At 73.2% G+C, this 15923-nt stretch carries 14 protein-coding genes; 7 read left to right on the forward strand and 7 right to left on the reverse strand.

Annotated elements, in window-relative coordinates; genetic code table 11:
* Positions 1-85: 85 nt before the first annotated feature.
* From IF27_RS15170 to IF27_RS15180, 3 genes are all read right to left on the reverse strand, one after another.
* Positions 86-2146, reverse strand: a complete 2061-nt coding sequence (locus tag IF27_RS15170) for an iron ABC transporter permease (RefSeq protein WP_052850125.1) — start codon at positions 2144-2146, stop codon at positions 86-88.
* Complete coding sequence (locus IF27_RS15175) at positions 2143-3126, reverse strand: ABC transporter substrate-binding protein (protein WP_110945925.1); 984 nt, start codon at positions 3124-3126, stop codon at positions 2143-2145. Before IF27_RS15175 ends, IF27_RS15170 begins: the two co-directional genes overlap by 4 nt.
* Before the next feature lie 91 nt (positions 3127-3217).
* Complete coding sequence (locus IF27_RS15180) at positions 3218-4018, reverse strand: ABC transporter ATP-binding protein (RefSeq protein WP_052850127.1); 801 nt, start codon at positions 4016-4018, stop codon at positions 3218-3220.
* Positions 4019-4244: 226 nt separating this feature from the next.
* Here IF27_RS15180 and IF27_RS15185 point away from each other — a divergent pair, with 226 nt between their 5' ends.
* From IF27_RS15185 to bla, 3 genes are all read left to right on the forward strand, one after another.
* Positions 4245-5129, forward strand: coding sequence for a LysR family transcriptional regulator (locus IF27_RS15185; RefSeq protein ID WP_052850128.1), 885 nt, complete (start codon positions 4245-4247; stop codon positions 5127-5129).
* The gene (locus IF27_RS15190; RefSeq protein WP_052850626.1) at positions 5126-6043 is read left to right on the forward strand and encodes a serine hydrolase; all 918 of its coding nucleotides are present in this window, start codon (positions 5126-5128) and stop codon (positions 6041-6043) included. Before IF27_RS15185 ends, IF27_RS15190 begins: the two co-directional genes overlap by 4 nt.
* Before the next feature lie 125 nt (positions 6044-6168).
* Complete coding sequence (bla, locus tag IF27_RS15195) at positions 6169-7104, forward strand: class A beta-lactamase (RefSeq protein WP_420822013.1); 936 nt, start codon at positions 6169-6171, stop codon at positions 7102-7104.
* A gap of 31 nt (positions 7105-7135) precedes the next feature.
* Here bla and IF27_RS15200 read toward each other — a convergent pair whose 3' ends face one another.
* Positions 7136-8323 carry an ROK family transcriptional regulator gene (locus IF27_RS15200; RefSeq protein WP_052850129.1) on the reverse strand — a complete coding sequence of 396 codons (1188 nt, stop codon included), beginning with the start codon at positions 8321-8323 and terminating at the stop codon, positions 7136-7138.
* Positions 8324-8719: 396 nt separating this feature from the next.
* On the opposite strand from IF27_RS15200, the gene IF27_RS15205 reads away from it, so the two are divergent.
* Together IF27_RS15205 and IF27_RS15210 are read left to right on the forward strand one after the other, a co-directional pair.
* Positions 8720-9670 carry a sugar phosphate isomerase/epimerase family protein gene (locus IF27_RS15205; protein WP_052850130.1) on the forward strand — a complete coding sequence of 317 codons (951 nt, stop codon included), beginning with the start codon at positions 8720-8722 and terminating at the stop codon, positions 9668-9670.
* A gap of 133 nt (positions 9671-9803) precedes the next feature.
* Positions 9804-11933, forward strand: coding sequence for a PQQ-dependent sugar dehydrogenase (locus IF27_RS15210; RefSeq protein WP_052850131.1), 2130 nt, complete (start codon positions 9804-9806; stop codon positions 11931-11933).
* A gap of 213 nt (positions 11934-12146) precedes the next feature.
* Here the strand turns inward: IF27_RS15210 and IF27_RS15215 are convergent, their stop codons facing one another.
* Positions 12147-13076, reverse strand: a complete 930-nt coding sequence (locus IF27_RS15215) for a helix-turn-helix domain-containing protein (RefSeq protein WP_052850132.1) — start codon at positions 13074-13076, stop codon at positions 12147-12149.
* Positions 13077-13425: 349 nt separating this feature from the next.
* Here IF27_RS15215 and IF27_RS15220 point away from each other — a divergent pair, with 349 nt between their 5' ends.
* Positions 13426-13797 carry a hypothetical protein gene (locus IF27_RS15220; protein ID WP_052850133.1) on the forward strand — a complete coding sequence of 124 codons (372 nt, stop codon included), beginning with the start codon at positions 13426-13428 and terminating at the stop codon, positions 13795-13797.
* A 212-nt stretch (positions 13798-14009) separates the two neighbouring features.
* Here the strand turns inward: IF27_RS15220 and IF27_RS15225 are convergent, their stop codons facing one another.
* The gene (locus IF27_RS15225; protein WP_052850134.1) at positions 14010-14654 is read right to left on the reverse strand and encodes a dihydrofolate reductase family protein; all 645 of its coding nucleotides are present in this window, start codon (positions 14652-14654) and stop codon (positions 14010-14012) included.
* Positions 14655-14755: 101 nt separating this feature from the next.
* On the opposite strand from IF27_RS15225, the gene IF27_RS15230 reads away from it, so the two are divergent.
* Positions 14756-15277 carry a winged helix-turn-helix transcriptional regulator gene (locus IF27_RS15230; protein ID WP_052850135.1) on the forward strand — a complete coding sequence of 174 codons (522 nt, stop codon included), beginning with the start codon at positions 14756-14758 and terminating at the stop codon, positions 15275-15277.
* A gap of 57 nt (positions 15278-15334) precedes the next feature.
* Here the strand turns inward: IF27_RS15230 and IF27_RS15235 are convergent, their stop codons facing one another.
* On the reverse strand, positions 15335-15745 hold the full coding sequence (locus tag IF27_RS15235; RefSeq protein WP_420822014.1) for a YchJ family protein: 411 nt from the start codon (positions 15743-15745) through the stop codon (positions 15335-15337).
* Positions 15746-15923 lie beyond the last annotated feature (178 nt).

The raw sequence follows: 15923 nt of genomic DNA on the forward strand, positions 1-15923 counted from the left end.
TGCGGCCCGGAAACCGACACAAGATTAGGTTAGGCTTTCCTAATATTCAATGCCGTCAGGTGTCCGCCCGTCACGAACCGTCACCTCACGGCCGGTCGGGCGAGCGGCGCAGCAGCCACACGAGGTAGGGCGCGCCGAGCACGGCCGTCATCATGCCCACCGGGATCTCGGTGGGGGCGAGCAGCCAGCGGCCCAGGGCGTCGGCGGACACCACGAGCACCGCCCCCAGCGCGGCGGCCAGCGGCACCGTCCTGCCGGTGGCGCCACCGGCGAGCCTGCGCGCCAGGTGCGGCGCGACGAGCCCGACGAAGCCGACGGCGCCCACGGCAGCCGCGGTGCCCGAGGCCAGCACGGCGGCGGCGCCGAGGACGAGCAGCCTCGCGCGGCCGAGGTGGAGTCCGAGCGCCTGGGGCGCCTCCTCGCCGAGCGCCAGCAGATCGACGGGCCGCGCCGCGAGCGTCAGCGCGACGGCGGCCAGCGCGGGCAGGATCAGCCAGCTGAGCGCGTCGTAGTCCCGGCCGTAGGTGCTCCCGGCCATCCACGTGAGGGCGGCCGAGATGTTCATCTGCGCGCTGACGACGAGGACGTTGACCAGGCCCATGGTCGTCGCGGCGATGCCGAGGCCGACCAGGACGACGCGGGTCGGGTCGAGCCCGGCCGCCCCCGCCCGACGTCCGCCGGCCGCCAGCAGCAGCACGAGGCCGAGCGCCACCACCCCGCCGACCCCGGCGGCCAGCGGCAGCAGGAACGCGGGTGCGGAGGGGATCACGAGGATGACGAGCACGGCGCCCGCCGAGGAGCCCGCGGTGACGCCGATCAGTCCTGGTTCGGCGAGCGGGTTGCGCACCACCGCCTGCACCGCGACGCCCGCCACGGCCAGGCAGGCGCCCGCGAGGGCCGCGACCAGGATGCGGGGCAGGCGGTAGGAGACCACCGCCTCGGAGAGCTGGTCGCCCGTGCCGAGCAGCGAGGGCACGATCTGCCCCCAGCCGACCGTGACGTCACCGGCCCGCAGGGCGAGCACGGCGGCGAGGGCGAGCGTCAGCACCGCGCCGCCGAGGACGAGCGCGTACCCGTACGGGCGGCGTCGCCCCGAGACGGTGACGGCCGCGCCCGTCTCGGCGTCGCCCGTGGACACGCGGCGTGCCAGCGCGACGAAGACGGGGCCGCCGATCAGCGCCGTGACGACGCCCACCGGCAGCTCCCCGTAACCGGCGGACGGGGGGAACACGATCTGGGCCGTCGCGTCGGCGCCCAGGACGATCACGGCCGCCAGCAGTCCCGACACCGGGACGAGGAGGGCGTGGCGGCGTGCGGCGAGCTTGCGCGCCATGACCGGCGCGATCAGGCCGACGAAGCCGATGGGCCCGGCGAGCGACACGGCGAGGGCCGCCAGCAGCACGGCCACCAGGAGGGCGGCGCCGCGCACCCGGGGCACGCTGACGCCCATGGCCTGCGCCGTCTCGTCCCCGAGGGAGAGCAGGTCGAGCGGCCGGACGAGCAGCGGGACGCCGAGGAGGACGACGGCGACCGTCACGCCGAGCACGGCGGGGCGTTCGAGTCCTGACTGCATCAGCGTCCCGTTGCCCCAGAAGAACAGCCCCTGCGTGGCGTGTTCGTCGAGGATCTGGAGGAACTCGGCGGCGGCCGTGCCCGCCATCGCGACGGTCGCGCCCGCCAGCAGCATCCGTCCCGGGGTGAGCACGCCGCCGCTGCTGAGCAGCAGGACGACGCCCATCGCCAGGAGACCGCCGAGGAACGCCGCGCCGCCCGAGGGGACGGGGCCGAGGCTGACGCCGGTCCAGGCGACGAGCACCACGGCGAGGTAGGCGCCCGCGTTGACCCCGAGGGTGTCGGGCGCCGCGAGCGGGTTGCGGGTCGCCCCCTGGATGAGCGCGCCCGACACGCCGAGGGCGACGCCGACGACGAGGCCGGTGAGCGTCCTGGGCAGCCGGGAGCCGACGAGGACGTCCTGTATGTGCTGGTTCCCCTGCCCGGCGAGCTGGGACAGCACGTCGCCGAACCCGACGTCCGACGCGCCGAGGCTGAGGTGCAGCGCGGCGACCAGGCACAGCGCGAGCGGCAGGGCGCCGCCCGCGAGCCAGGCTCGCGGGCGGCGCGCGGCCGGTGGGGCCGCGACGGTCATCCGACGTCCAGCGCCGTCGCCGCCTCGTCCAGCAGCTGGAGGGCCGACAGCGGGCCGCCGAACAGCCACTGCCCGGGGTCGAGGGCGGTGACGCGGTCCTCCTGGACGAACTCCAGGCCCTCCCAGACCGGGTTGCCCGCGAACGCGCCGGTGAACGGGTCGTCCGCGCCGCTGGCCACGTAGAAGAACTCGGCCTCGGGCGCGACGTTGGTCAGGCCCTCGACGCCGACCGTGGTCATGCCCCACTCGTCGGCCTCGCCCTCCCAGCCGTTCTCCAGGCCCGCGAGGTTCAGCACCTGGGCGGAGAAGGCGTCGTCGGTGAGCATGCGGACGGAGGCGCTGCCGTCGAGCGTGAACCCCTGGCCGAGGGCGTAGGTCTGCCCCTCGGCGCCCGCCGCCGCGAGCCGTTCGCCGAGGTCGGCCGCGGCGGCGTCCATCCGGTCCAGGACCTCGACGGCGCGGTCCTGCGCCCCGACGGCCTCGGCGAGTTCGGTGAAGTTCGTCCGCATCGTCTCCATCTGCGGCTGGGGCGTGTAGGCGAAGGAGACGACGGGGGCGATGTCCTGCAACTGGTCGAAGCTCGCGGCGAGCCGGTCCTCGTCGCCCACGATGATGTCGGGTTCCAGGACGCGTATGCGCTCGATGCTGGGCTCGTTGCGCAGGCCCACGTCGGTGACGTCGCCGGGGAGTTCGGCGCCCTCGGCGGTGAGCCAGTCCCCGTAACCCGCGTTGTCGGCGTTGCCGACGGGGGTGATGCCGAGGGCGAGCAGTTCCTCGGTGTAGACCCATTCGAGCGACACGACGCGGACGGCCGGGTCGTCCAGGGTCACGTCGCCCCGCGCCGTGCTCACGACGATGCCGCCGCTGTCCTGGCCGCTTCCGGCGCCGTCGGCGCCGTCGCCGCCGCTCTCGCCCGCGGTGTCGGAGCCGCAGGCCGCGAGGGCGGCGAGGAGGGCACCGGTGGCGCCGGCTGTCGTCATGAACCGCAGTAATCCGCGCAAGGGAGGTCGTTCCTTTCCAGGGTTGTCAGGTGGTCGCAGTCGCCCGGCGGGGTGTGCGCCGGGCAGCTGTTCAGTGCGTGCCGGAGCGGGACCGGCTGGGGAAGCAGGCCAGATAGCCCGTCCCCGGGTCGCGGACGACGCTGACCTCGATGCCGAAGGCCGCGTCGATGACCTCGGGGGTCAGCACGTCCTCCGGGGCGCCGGTCGCGACGACGCGGCCGTGGGCGGTGACCAGGACCTCGTCGGCGTAGGCGGCGGCCTGGGTGAGGTCGTGGAGGACCACGCCGCAGGCGATGCCGTGCTCGGTGGCCAGCCGCTTGACGACGTCGAGGACCTCGAACTGGTGCCGCAGGTCGAGGAAGGTGGTGGGCTCGTCGAGGAGCAGGACCCCGGCGCGCTGGGCCAGCACCGTGGCCAGCCAGGCGCGTTGGCGCTCCCCGCCGGACAGCTCGTCGAGCCGCCGGTCGGCCAGGGGCGCCGCGTCCGTGACGTCGAGGGCCCAGCCGACCGCCTCGGTGTCCTCCGCCGTGTGGCGGCCGAACACGCCGCGGTGGGCGTAGCGTCCGTGGCGGACGAGTTCGCGCACGGTGACCCCGGCGGGGGTCAGCGACGACTGCGGGAGGAAGGCGAGGCGCTGGGACAGCACGCGGCGCGTCAGGGTCCCCGGCGCCACCCCGTCCACCGTCACCGTTCCCCCGATCGGCGGGAGAAGCCCGGCCACGGTGCGTAACAGGGTCGATTTCCCGCAGCCGTTGGGGCCGACGAGCACGCTCACCGCTCCCGCGCGCAGCGTCAGATCGACGCCGCCGAGCACCGGACGTCCCGCGTGTCCGACATCGAGCTTCTCGGCCACCAGCCGCACGCCACCCATGACTCCCCCGGTCCCTTCCCTCGGCCGCACGGATGCGTCACTCTACAGCTTAGGTAAGGGAAACCTAACTTCGCCTGGGTGAGGCGGCGTTGACGCGCCCCCTTTCCCGACTCGCGCGCCGGGCAAGGCATATGAGTGACCGTCACGAATCGGTCGGTAGGCCCGTGGCATCCCGTGCGCCGCGTGGTGGACGGCGTTCGGCGAGGTCTCGGCATAATGGCGCCCTGTGGATCTGGTCGCGGCATGCCGGGCGTTCGTCAGTGTGAGCGAGCGGGGGAGCTTCACCGTCGGCGCGGCGGCGGCCGGGATGGCGCAGTCCGTCGCGAGCCGCCGCGTCGCCGCGCTGGAGCGGCACCTCGGGGGGCGGCTGCTGGAGCGGTCAGCGCGCACGGCGGGCCTCACCCCGTTCGGCCGGGACATGCTGCCGCTGACCCGGCGTCTGGTCGAGCTGGCCGACCGCTTGGAACAGGAGGCGGAGACCGCCAGGGACCGGCCGCTGCGGCTCGCCGTCCCGCTCACGTGCTCACCCGCCGCGCTGGCCCGGCTCATCGCCGAGGCGCACCGAGCCGGGATCCCGCTCGACCCGCGCCCCGGCGCACCGGCGGAGCGCGCGGACCTCGTCGCGTCGGGCGAGGTGCACGGCGCGCTGCTGGCCGTGCCGCCGGGCGAGGCGGAGTGGCGCGTGCCGCTGGGGCTCGCCGTCGCCGACGACCCGGGCGGCGGGCCGCTCTGGCTGGACACGCTGCGCCCCGGCAGGGCCGACCGCGAGCGGCGGCCACGGCACGTGCGGGTGCAGCCCGAGGACGACGTGCTGCACGTGCGCGATCCCCTCGCCCGCCTGGGCGACGCCGTGGGGTTGCGTCCCGCGCAGGTCGCCGTGGCCCGTACCCAGGCGGCAGCGGCGGCGGACGTGCTCGGCCGGGGCGACGCGCTGCTGTGCTCCCCCGGGGAGGCGGCGGAGCTGCGCCTGCACTGGCGGGCCCTCGGTGAATCCCCTGGCCTCGCCCGGGGGTTCACGCTGGCGGCGGCCCAGGACGCGGACGACGACGCGGCCCGCGTCCGCCTGGCGTGCGCGCGGGCGCTCGCCCGCTGCCTGGGGGCGGCGGCGTGAGCGCCGGTCACGGACGGCTGCTGGCCGAGCTGCGCCGGGCCCTGGACGACGGCGGGCTGCGCGGCTCCTTCCTCGTGCGCGACCTGGAGACGGGCGACGAGCTGGGCATCGACCCCGACCGCGCGTTCCCCGTCGCGTCCCTCGTGAAGGTCCCGCTCGCCCTCGCGACGCTGGAGCGCATCCGCCGGGGCGAGCTGGACGGCGCGGCCGTGCTTGAGGTGCCGCCGGGGCGCATCACCACGCCGGGGCCCACCGGCGTGAGCCGGTTCCGCCACCCCGCCCGCATCGCCGTGGACGACCTGCTCTACCTCAGCACCTCCCTCAGCGACGGCATGGCCGCCGACGCCCTGTTCGGGCTGACGCCGCCGGACGAGGTCGCCGAGGTCCTGCGCGGGTACGGGCTGCGTGGCATCACGGTCCGGCACACGATGGCGGAGCTGACGGACACGCCGGTGGAGCGCTTCGACGCCGCGCAGGCACACCTCGCCCACGCGCTCGCGATCGACGCGGGGACGCCCGGCGGCGGCCATCGCGTGCCGCAGCTGGACATGGCACGCGCCAACACCGGTTCAGCCCGCGCGTTCGTTGACCTGCTCCAGGCGGTGTGGACGCGGCCGTCGCCCGTGCACGCCGACGTCGCGGCGCGGCTGCGCACGCTCATGGCGGACAACCTGCTGCGGCACCGGCTGGCACCCGACTTCGCCTCCGACGCCTCCACCTGGTCGTCCAAGACGGGCACGTTGCTCAACCTGCGTCACGAGGTGGGGGTCGTCGAGCACGCGGACGGCCGGAGCTACGCGGTGGCCGCGCTGACGGAGTCGCGGGTGGCGGCGGGCAGCCAGCCGGGCGCCGACGCGCTCATGGGGCAGGTGGCCAGGCGGCTGCGTGACCGGCTGCGGGCGGCGACGGCCTGAGCGCCCGGGGCCGTCATGCCGGATCGGCATGGGGCGGCGCGCCCGCGTCTTGGACACGGAGGCCGGTGAGCTGGAGGGTGGTGCCGTGCCCGGGGCGTTCCCGGGAGTTCGGAGGTTCTCCATCCATGACGACCATGCATCGCGCACGGCGTGCCACCGCCTGGGTGGCCGGGCTGCTCGTGCTCGTGACGCTGCAGGGGTGCGGGCGGGAGGAGGCGCCGTCGCCGCCCGGGGCTCCCGCGGCGTCGGCTGAGGCGTCCGCACCGTCCGCCGAGTCCACCGGACGGGCGTTCCGCGCGCTTGAGCAGGAGTTCGACGCGCGGCTCGGCGTGTACGCGCTCGACACCGGCACGGGCCGCGAGGTCGCCCACGGGGCGGACGACCGGTTCGCGTACGCCTCGACGTTCAAGGCGCTCGCCGTGGGCGCCGTGCTGCGGGAGCGCGGCACGGAAGGGCTCGCCGAGGTGGTCACGTACACGGAGGCCGACCTCGTCGCCAACTCGCCGGTGACGGAGAACTTCGTGGACACCGGCATGAGCCTGCGTGAACTGTGCGCCGCCACCCTCTGGTACAGCGACAACACGGCGGCCAACCTCCTCCTCGACGCGCTCGGCGGGCCCGACGGTCTGGAGGCCGTGCTGCGCGAACTGGGCGACGACGTGACCGAGATGGACCGCTACGAGCCGGACCTCAGCGACGCCGTGCCGGGCGACATCCGTGACACCAGCACCCCGCGCGCGATGGCGGACGGCCTGCGCGCCTTCCTGCTCGGCGACACGCTGGAACGGGACGAACGCAGGCTGCTCAGGCGGTGGATGACGACCAACACCACCGGCGAGACGCTGGTCGCCGCCGGGGTCCCGGGCACCTGGGACGTGGCGGACAAGAGCGGCACCGCCGGGTACGGGGGGCGCAACGACATCGCCGTCCTGTGGCCCGACGACGGCGGCGACCCGATCGTCCTCGCGGTCATGTCGAGCCGCGACCGGGAGGGCGCGGAGCGGGACGACGCGCTGATCGCCGAGGCGGCGGCCGTCGCCGTCGCGGGCCTGGGCCGCTGACCGGCCCGGCCCACGGTGTGGGAGGCGGAGGTCAGGGGCCGAGCAGCGCGGGCAGATGCGTGGGGTCCAGGGCCTGCTCGATCACCATGAACGCCGCCCCGAGCACGGCCGCCCGGTCGCCCGCGTGGGAGTGCACGATCCGCAACTCCTGGCTGGCGAGCGGCAGTGACCGCTGGTAGACCACCTCGCGTACCCCGGCGATGAGATGCGCGCCCGCCTGGGACAGGCCGCCGCCGATCACGATCACCGAGGGGTTGAAGAAGCTGACGGCGGTGGCCAGCACCTCCCCGATGGCGCGCCCCGCCTGCCGGACGAGCGCCACGGCGGGCATCGACCCGGCGCGGGCCAGCGCGGCGACGTCCGTGCTCGTGTCGGCGGGGATGCCCGCCGCCGTCAGCCGGGCGGCGATCGCCGCGCCGCCCGCGACGGCCTCCAGACATCCGGTACTCCCGCAGCGGCAGACAGCCCCGATGCCGCTTTGCAGCCGCACATGCCCCATGTCACCCGCGACGCCCTGGGATCCGCGGTGCAGCTCGCCCCCGGCGATCAGGCCGCTGCCGATGCCGGTGGCCACCTTGACGAAGATCATGTCGGCGCGATCCGCCCAGTGGGTGCGGTGCTCGCCGAGCGCCATGATGTTGACGTCGTTGTCCACCAGGACGGCCGTGTCGAGCCGCTGCCGGACGAATCCCGGCACGTCGAAGCCGTCCCAGCCCGGCATGATCGGCGGGTTGGTGGGCCGCCCGGTGGCGTGCGCCACCGGGCCGGGGAGCCCGATCCCGGTGCCCAGCAGGTCCGAGGGGGTGCGCCCCGCGCGGGCCAGCAGCGCCGCGCCCTGTTCGCAGACGTGTTGCAGAACGGTCCGCGGCCCCTCGGTCACTTCGAGTGCACGGTAGTCCTCCGCCAGGACGGCGCCCAGCAGATCCGTGACGGCCGTACGGACATGCCGCGCGCCGACGTCAACTGCCAGTACCGCGCGGGCAGTCGGGTTGAAGACGAACATCGAGGGCGGTCTGCCGCCGGTGGAGCGGCCGTTGTCGGTGCGCCCGACGAGCCCCGACTCCAGCAGCACGTCCACGCGTTCGGCGACCGTGGAGCGGGCGAGCCCCGCCTCGGTGGCGAGTTCGGCCCGCGTCCTCGGCCGTCCGTCGCGCAGGAGGTGGAGCACGGCCGCGGTGCCCGCGGCGGGCCCGGCGGACACAGGTCCGGTCCGTCTCATGAGGTCTCCTCCACCGCAATTCGCCAAAGCAGCCCGTTGCTTACGCTACAGCAGGGTCTTCTTTACGCGAATGGGCCGCGAGTTGCACCAGGTGAAGCGGGACTTTCTATTGACGGCCGGTAAAAGTGTTCCTACGTTGTCCGCCATGGCAGCGCGGTCGGTGCCCGGAACGGCCTGATCGCCACCGCGTGGACGTGGGCGACGTCCACCCGCCGTGCTGCCCGTCAGTGCCCCCGTCCCGTGCCCCACGACCCCACTGACCGCACCGGCACGCGCCACCACCGCACGCCGCTCCCCCCTCGACAGCCCCCGACGTCCGTCCAGTTCCCCGACGTCCATCCGAACCACCCCGTCGCGGCCGGTGCCGCACGAGGCAATGTCTTCACAGGAGCCGCCATGTGTTACGGATTCTCCGACCACCAGGCACACGCCGCCGCGCAGACGGGAGGGACGGGCCGACGCGCGCTGCTGCGCGGCGCCGTCGCCGGTGCGGTCGGCCTCGGCGCGACCGCCGCGCTCACCGGGACGGCGGAGGCCGGCTCACGTGGGCGTGGCAGAACGCTCGTGCCCCGTGACCTCATCAGCATCCAGCTCTACAGCCTGCGGGACGACCTGAACGGCGAGGCCGGGTTCGACGCGACGCTGCGCTCCCTCGCCAGGACGGGGTACCCGCGCGTCGAGCAGGCCCTGGGCTACTTCGGCCGCTCGGCCGCCGAACTGCGCGCGTTCTACCGGCGTCTCGGCCTGCGCTGCACGTCCAGCCACGACGGGATCAGCGGCGACGACGCCGCGTTGGCGACGAAGATCAGCAACGCCCGTACGCTGGGCCAGTCGTACATCAACGTCCCCTACCTGGACTCGCCCAACCTGGACGACTGGAAGCGCTACGCCGAGCAGATGAACCACGAGGCCGCGGCTGCCCGCCGCGCCGGTATCCGCTACGGCTACCACAACCACGCGCACGAGTTCACCCGCGACCTCGGCGGCGGCGTCACCCCGTGGGACGTGCTCACCAGCGAGCTGGACCGCCGCCTCGTCCACCTGGAGATCGACATCTACTGGGTGGTCACCGGCGGCATCAACAGCGGTGACGGCGTGCGCGACCCGGAGCGCTTCGCCATCGACGTCATCCGCAGCGCCCCGCAGCGCGTCCGCCAGTACCACGTGAAGGACCGCGACCCGGTGACCGGCGACATGGCCGACCTGGGCACCGGCATGATCGACTTCGCCCGGATCTTCCGCGCCCACGCGGTCGAGGAGTACATCGTCGAGAACGACACCCCGGACGTCACGCCGCTCCAGACGGCGCGCGTCGGCTACTCCTACCTGCGCAACGTGCGCTGCTGAGCGTCTCCCCACGACACGACGGCACCACCCCGCCGACCGTTCGCCCCGGTCGGCGGGCGCACGACCCGTACCACCCCGGCGGGCGGTTGACCGCCCGCCGGGCCGCACCACTTGGCACGTCTGAAAGGTCGTCATGCGCACCACCCCCACCCTTGCCGCGACAGCGCTCGTGGCAGCGGCGCTGCTGGCATCTCCTCTCACCGCGGTCGCCCACGAACCACCCCCCGCCGAACCCGCCCCGGCGGACGAGGCGTTCCAGAAGGTCGTCCTCAACGACACGCCGGGCGAGCCCATCGACCTGGCCGTCCTCCCCGACTCCCGTGTCCTGCACACGACCAGGAACGGCCAGCTCTGGCTGAACGACCCGGACACCGGCCTGAACACCCTGGCCGCCGAGCTGGACGTCTACCTCCACGACGAGGAGGGCCTCCAGTCGGTCGCCGTCGATCCCGGGTTCAACGGGGTCACCAACCGCTGGGTCTACCTCTACTACGCGCCGCCGATGGACACCCCGGCGGACGACCCGGCCACCCCCGACGTCAACGAGGGCGACGCGCCGGAGACCGGCACGCCGGAGGACTTCGCGCCGTTCGAGGGCGTCACCCGGCTCTCCCGGTTCCAGCTGCGCGGCGACAGGCTCGACCTCGGCTCCGAGCAGAAGATCATCGAGGTGGACGCCGACCGGGGGCTGTGCTGCCACGTCGGCGGCGACATCGCCTTCGACGGCGAGGGCAACCTGTACCTGGCCACCGGCGACGACACCAACCCGTTCTCCTCGGGCGGCTACGCCCCGATCGACGAACGCGCCGACCGCAACCCGGCGTTCGACGCGCAGCGCACGGCGGCCAACACGAACGACCTGCGCGGCAAGGTGCTGCGCATCCGCGTCGGCCGGGACGGCTCCTACACCGTGCCGCGCGGCAACCTCTTCCGGCCGGGCACGCCGGACACGCGGCCCGAGATCTACCTAATGGGCCTGCGCAACCCGTTCCGCGTCGAGGTCAACAGGGACACGGGCGACCTGTACGTCGCCGACTACTCACCGGACGCGGGCAGCCCCAACCCCGACCGCGGGCCGAACGGGCACGGCAAGTGGTTCGTCGCCAGGGACGCGGGCAACCACGGCTGGCCGTACTGCGTGACGCCTGAACTGCCTTACATCGACTACGACTTCGCCACGGGCGAGTCCGGCGAGCCGTTCGACTGCGCCGCGCCCGTCAACGAGTCGCCGCACAACACGGGCCTCACCGAGCTGCCGCCCGTCGAGCAGCCCGACGTGTGGTACCCGGGCGCCGCGTCGTCCGACTTCCCCGAGCTGGGCACCGGCGGCGTCGCGCCGATGGCGGGGCCCGCGTACGACTGGAGCCCGCTGACCGCGTTCGACCGCACCCCGGTCGCCTGGCCGCGGTCCTACGACGGCATCCCGCTCTTCTACGAGTGGACGCGCGACTACATCAAGGCGTTCCCGCTCGACCACCACACCGGTGAGCTGAGCGGCATCGAGGACGTCCTGCCGTCGATCGACTTCGCCGGGATCATCGACATGGAGTTCGGCCCGGACGGCGCGCTGTACGTCCTGGAGTACGGCAAGGGGTACTTCGCCCAGAACGAGGAGGCGATGCTCGCCCGCATCGACCACATCGGGCAGGGCGGCAACCACTCGCCGGTCCCGGCGGTCTCGGCCGACGTGACGACGGGGCAGGCGCCGCTGACCGTGCAGTTCTCCAGCGAGGGCACCGAGGACGCCGAGGGCGACCGGCTGCGCTACGCCTGGGACTTCGACTCCGACGGCCGCGTGGACTCACGCAAGGCCAACCCCTCGCACACCTACGACGAGGACGGTGTGTACCGCGCCAGCCTCCAGGTGACGGACGTCGGCGGACGGCACCGTGGCCGCTCGGCGTCGGCCGAGGTCGAGGTCGTGGTGGGCAACCAGGCGCCGCAGGTCTCGTTCGTCTCCCCGGTGGACGGCCAGGAGTTCTCCTTCGGTGACGCCGTGCAGTTCGAGGTCGCCGTCACGGACGACCAGGAGGTGGACTGCTCCCGCGTCACGGTGACGTACATCCTGGGCCACGACGAGCACGGCCACCCGCAGTCGTCCGCCTCGGGCTGCTCGGGCACCATCCAGACCGGCCACCCCGAGGGCCACGAGGGCGAGGACAACCTGTCCGGCGTCTTCAACGCCACCTACACCGACCCGGGCACGGACGGCCTGCCGCCGCTGACCGGGAGCGCCGAGGTGATCCTCACCCCGGTGGACTGACCACTGTCCGCACCCCCCACGCGTGCCGCCCGGTTTCCCCCACCGGGCGGCACGCGTCTTTCCTGGGGTGAGGTGTGCAGACAGGACCAGTCGGTTCTCCGGAAGCCGAGCCGGTACCCGACAACGCCGCCACCCCGGACTCGCACCGCGTGACGGAAGCTACGCCGCACGCTCCCGGGAAGCGTGGCTTCTCGGACTCCGCGGCAAAGAACGCTAAGCGCCGCCTTCCGCTTGCTCCAGTGCCGCCCGGGCCTCGCTCGTCCACAAGGCGTACCTGTGCTCGGGCGGCAGGCTGTCCAGACCGTGTCTGAGGTGTTCGGCCGCCTGCCCCCGCCTGCCGAGGTTGAGGTAGACGTGACCGATCGGCAGTGACAGCCATTCCACCGTCAGCCAGTACGACGTTCCGGGCACTTCACTGTCGGCCGCCTTGTCCCGCAGCTGCTCCATTTCCGCCAACAGCTTCTCGGCCTCCTTGCGGCGCCCGAGCACCGCCAGGGCCGAAGCGGATTGCGCACCGTTGACGACTTTCTGCCTGAGCGCATCGGCGCCGATGTGAGCCGCGGTGAAGTACCGATGAACGGCGCGCCATTGGCCCTTCTGCCGCGCGATGTTCCCTTTGAGGTTGTACGCCTGCGCGATCAGGGCGGGATTGTCGATGTCATCGGCCAGCTCGATGGACTCGTCGAGAAAGTCCCCCGCTCGCGCGTACTTGCCGATCTGGATGTTCAGCCATCCCGCGAATTGACTCGCTTCGGAAGCGACTTCGCACAGCAGATCACGATGAACGCCTTGAGTCCCGCGCAGCATGGTCAACAGCGCGTCACGCTGTGCCTCTGCCGCTCCGAGCAGCGGCACCGGTCCCACCACGTCGTCGGCTCGCCGCTGGGCAGCCAGGGCCTCCGCGAGAACACGGACGGCCGCCTTGTCCGCCCGCGTCGGGTGCGCCGCCGCGTAGCTGACACGTTCGTCCTCGTCGGTGAAGTCCAGTGCGTCGGCCAGTGTGCGCACCAGGTCTCCTGACGGCTTCTGGATGCCACGCAGGGCGCGAGAGATGTACGCGGCGTCGTAGTGGGTGCGGCGAGCCATCTCACGCACGGAGACGGCCCGCCGGGTCATGGCCGCCCTGATCTCCTCGATGTTCACACTCTCAGCGTAGGGCCGACCACGACCAGTCAACAGTCAACGGCGGCCGGTCAACGGCGAAGCCGATGCGATGCGGCGAGCCGAAGCGTTCGATCACGACGAACGCACCCCCGCGGCCGTGCGACCGGCCCGGGGGCATGGGCGACCTGACGTGATGAAAACAGGTGACCGTGAATCAGGCTACGACGCCTGAAGAGGCGGGGAACAGCGGTTCGGGTGACGAGGACGCCACGATGTTCGTGGGCGGACAACTCGTGACGGATGCCGAGGGACGCACCGGCCGTGTGATGGACACCTTGGGTGGACACGTCTCCCTGCGGCCCGTGGGAGGCGTGAGGCGGGGGCGCGGATGACCGACCCCGTGTTCGTCTGTGGCGCGCGCATCACCGTGCTCGCGCACCCCACCGCGCCACGCGAGGTGATCGGGATGAAGCTCAGGTGCCGCTGCGCCGAGCACCCCGCCACCACGCCGCATCACGATTTCGCCGGTGAGGCGGAGCGGCCGGGGCCGTTTGCCGTGTGGGCCAGGTGGCGGGACGAGACGTCACGCCCCGTTCTCGGGGAGCTCGCGGACTGCCTCCTGGAAGAGGGGCGGGAGGACACCCGGCGTTACTGCGTGCTCTTCTCCGGCCACGCGCCGCCGTGTTCCTGGCAGATCCACGACCCCGAGCAGCAGGCGGAATCGCTGCTCGCCGCACTCGGCATCGACTGGAGGGAGTGACCGAGGGAGGAGTGGCACGTGGCCGGCCCTACGCCACTGGACAGGGCGCACGTCGGCGGACCGAGCCTCGACGCCGTGTCCAGGGACGTGGGGTGCCGCCCGGCCCGGTCGAGGAGTCGCCGGGCCCGCCGACGCCGGTGCGGGCGCCGGTGCGGGCGCCGGTCCAGGCACCGGTCCAAGGCGCCGGACCGCCTGGCGCGCCAGGGCCGGGGCTACGGCCGGGTGAAGGTCATGTGCGTCACGCCGCTGGGGGTGGTCACGGACTCGACCTGGAAGCGTTCGTCCAGTCCTTCGAGCCCGTCCCACAGGCGCTCGCCGCGGCCCAGGACGATCGGGACGACGGCGATGTGCAGGTGATCGACGAGGTCCTCGGCGAGGAACTGGCGGACCGTGGTCGGCCCGCCGCCGATCCTCACGTCCAGGCCGCCCGCGGCCTCGCGCGCCTGGCGGAGCGCCTCCTGCGGCGTGGCGTCGATGAAGTGGAACGTGGTGCCGCCCTCCATCTCCACCGAGGGGCGGGGGTGGTGGGTCAGGACGAACACGGGTGTGTGGAAAGGCGGGTTGGTCCCCCACCAGCCGTTCCAGTCATGGTTCTCCCACGGCCCACGCTCGGCACCGAACTTGTTGCGGCCCATGATCTCCGCCCCGACACCGACGTTCCAGGTGTGGGCGACAGCCTCATCGACCCCGGTGCTCCCGTCCTCGTTGCCCTGCATCCGCTGGCAGGTCCTGGTCGGGAAGAACCATTCGTGGAGTCGATGACCGGCGTGGCCGAACGGATCTTCGAGGGTCTGCCCCTCACCCGTGGCGAAGCCGTCGATGGAGACGGAGAAGTTGTGCACCCTCACACGGGACATGGCGTGGCTCCTACCCTCGATGGATGTGATTGCTAACTGCAATCACCTGCGGGGACGAGCGTAGGCTCGGTGGTGGCAGAATGCAATCACTGGAGGTGGGCATGCGAGACGAGCCGCGGTCCGGGTGTGCGATCAACGCGGCGGTGGAGGCGCTCGGGGACCAGTGGAGTCTCATCGTGCTGCGCGACGTGATCTTCGGTGGGCGCCGCCACTTCCGCGAGCTGCTCACCCACTCCACGGAGGGCATCGCGTCGAACATCCTCAGCAGCCGCCTCAAGGCCCTCGTCGTCGGTGGTCTGCTCACGCAGGAGGAGGCCGGGCGCGGACGACGCGCGACCTACAGCCTCACCGAGGCGGGCATCCAGACCGTCCCGCTCATGGTCGCGCTCGGCTCCTGGGGGATGCGCCACCGCCCCACGTCCCACGAACTGACAGTTCGCGCACGCCTGTTGGAGGAGGGTGGGCCGTCCTTCCAGGAAGACCTGATGGACGAACTGCGCGAGGTGCACCTCGGCATCCCCCGCCCGCACCCCGACCGCCCGCTGGCCTCCACAGCCCTCCGGGCAGCCTACGAACGCGCCCTCGCGGAGGCGCCTGATCACCAAGGGACGCCGTCCGCCTGAGACGGAGCGGCCGGATGGCGACGGCGCGCGGGACGGCCGAAGCCGGGGCGCCGGGGGCTACGCGAGGATGTCGCCGTCCACGTAGACCCAGGCGCCGTCGTAGCGCGTGAAGCGGCTGCGTTCGTGGAGCGCGCCGGGGCGGCCCGCGGCGCGGTAGTGGGCGCGGAACGTGACGGTGCCGGTGGCGTGGAAGGCCGTGCCGTCGTCGGCGGCCAGGATCTCCAGGCCGGTCCAGCGCGTGCCCCCGTCGAGGTCGAGCACGGCGGGACGCGTGTCCGGGTGCCACGTGCGCAGCAGGTAGGCGGCGTCGCCCTGGACGAACGCGCTGTAGCGCGAGCGCATCAGCGCCTCGGCCGTGGGCGCGGCGGCCTCGCCCCGGTGCGCACGGCCGCAGCAGGCCGCGTACGCCTCGGGTCCGCCGCAGGGGCAGGCGGTGGGCGGCTGGGGGCGGGGGCTGCGTCGGGCCATGGTGACCATTGTGCCGGTGTGCGGGGTGGGCCGGGCGGGGCGGGTGTGTCCGGCCGGGGTGGTCCGGGGGACGGTTGTCGCCGCATGCCCGATCTGGCAGCAAGCTGCCTGCGCGGTCTGCAACTTGCGGACGCGACTGGCCCTCCACCGCCGGACTCAACGCGGGTAGCGTCGGTGC

Origin of the sequence: Streptomyces avicenniae (genome assembly GCF_000719135.1) — a bacterium.
Classification (GTDB): domain Bacteria; phylum Actinomycetota; class Actinomycetes; order Streptomycetales; family Streptomycetaceae; genus Streptomyces; species Streptomyces avicenniae.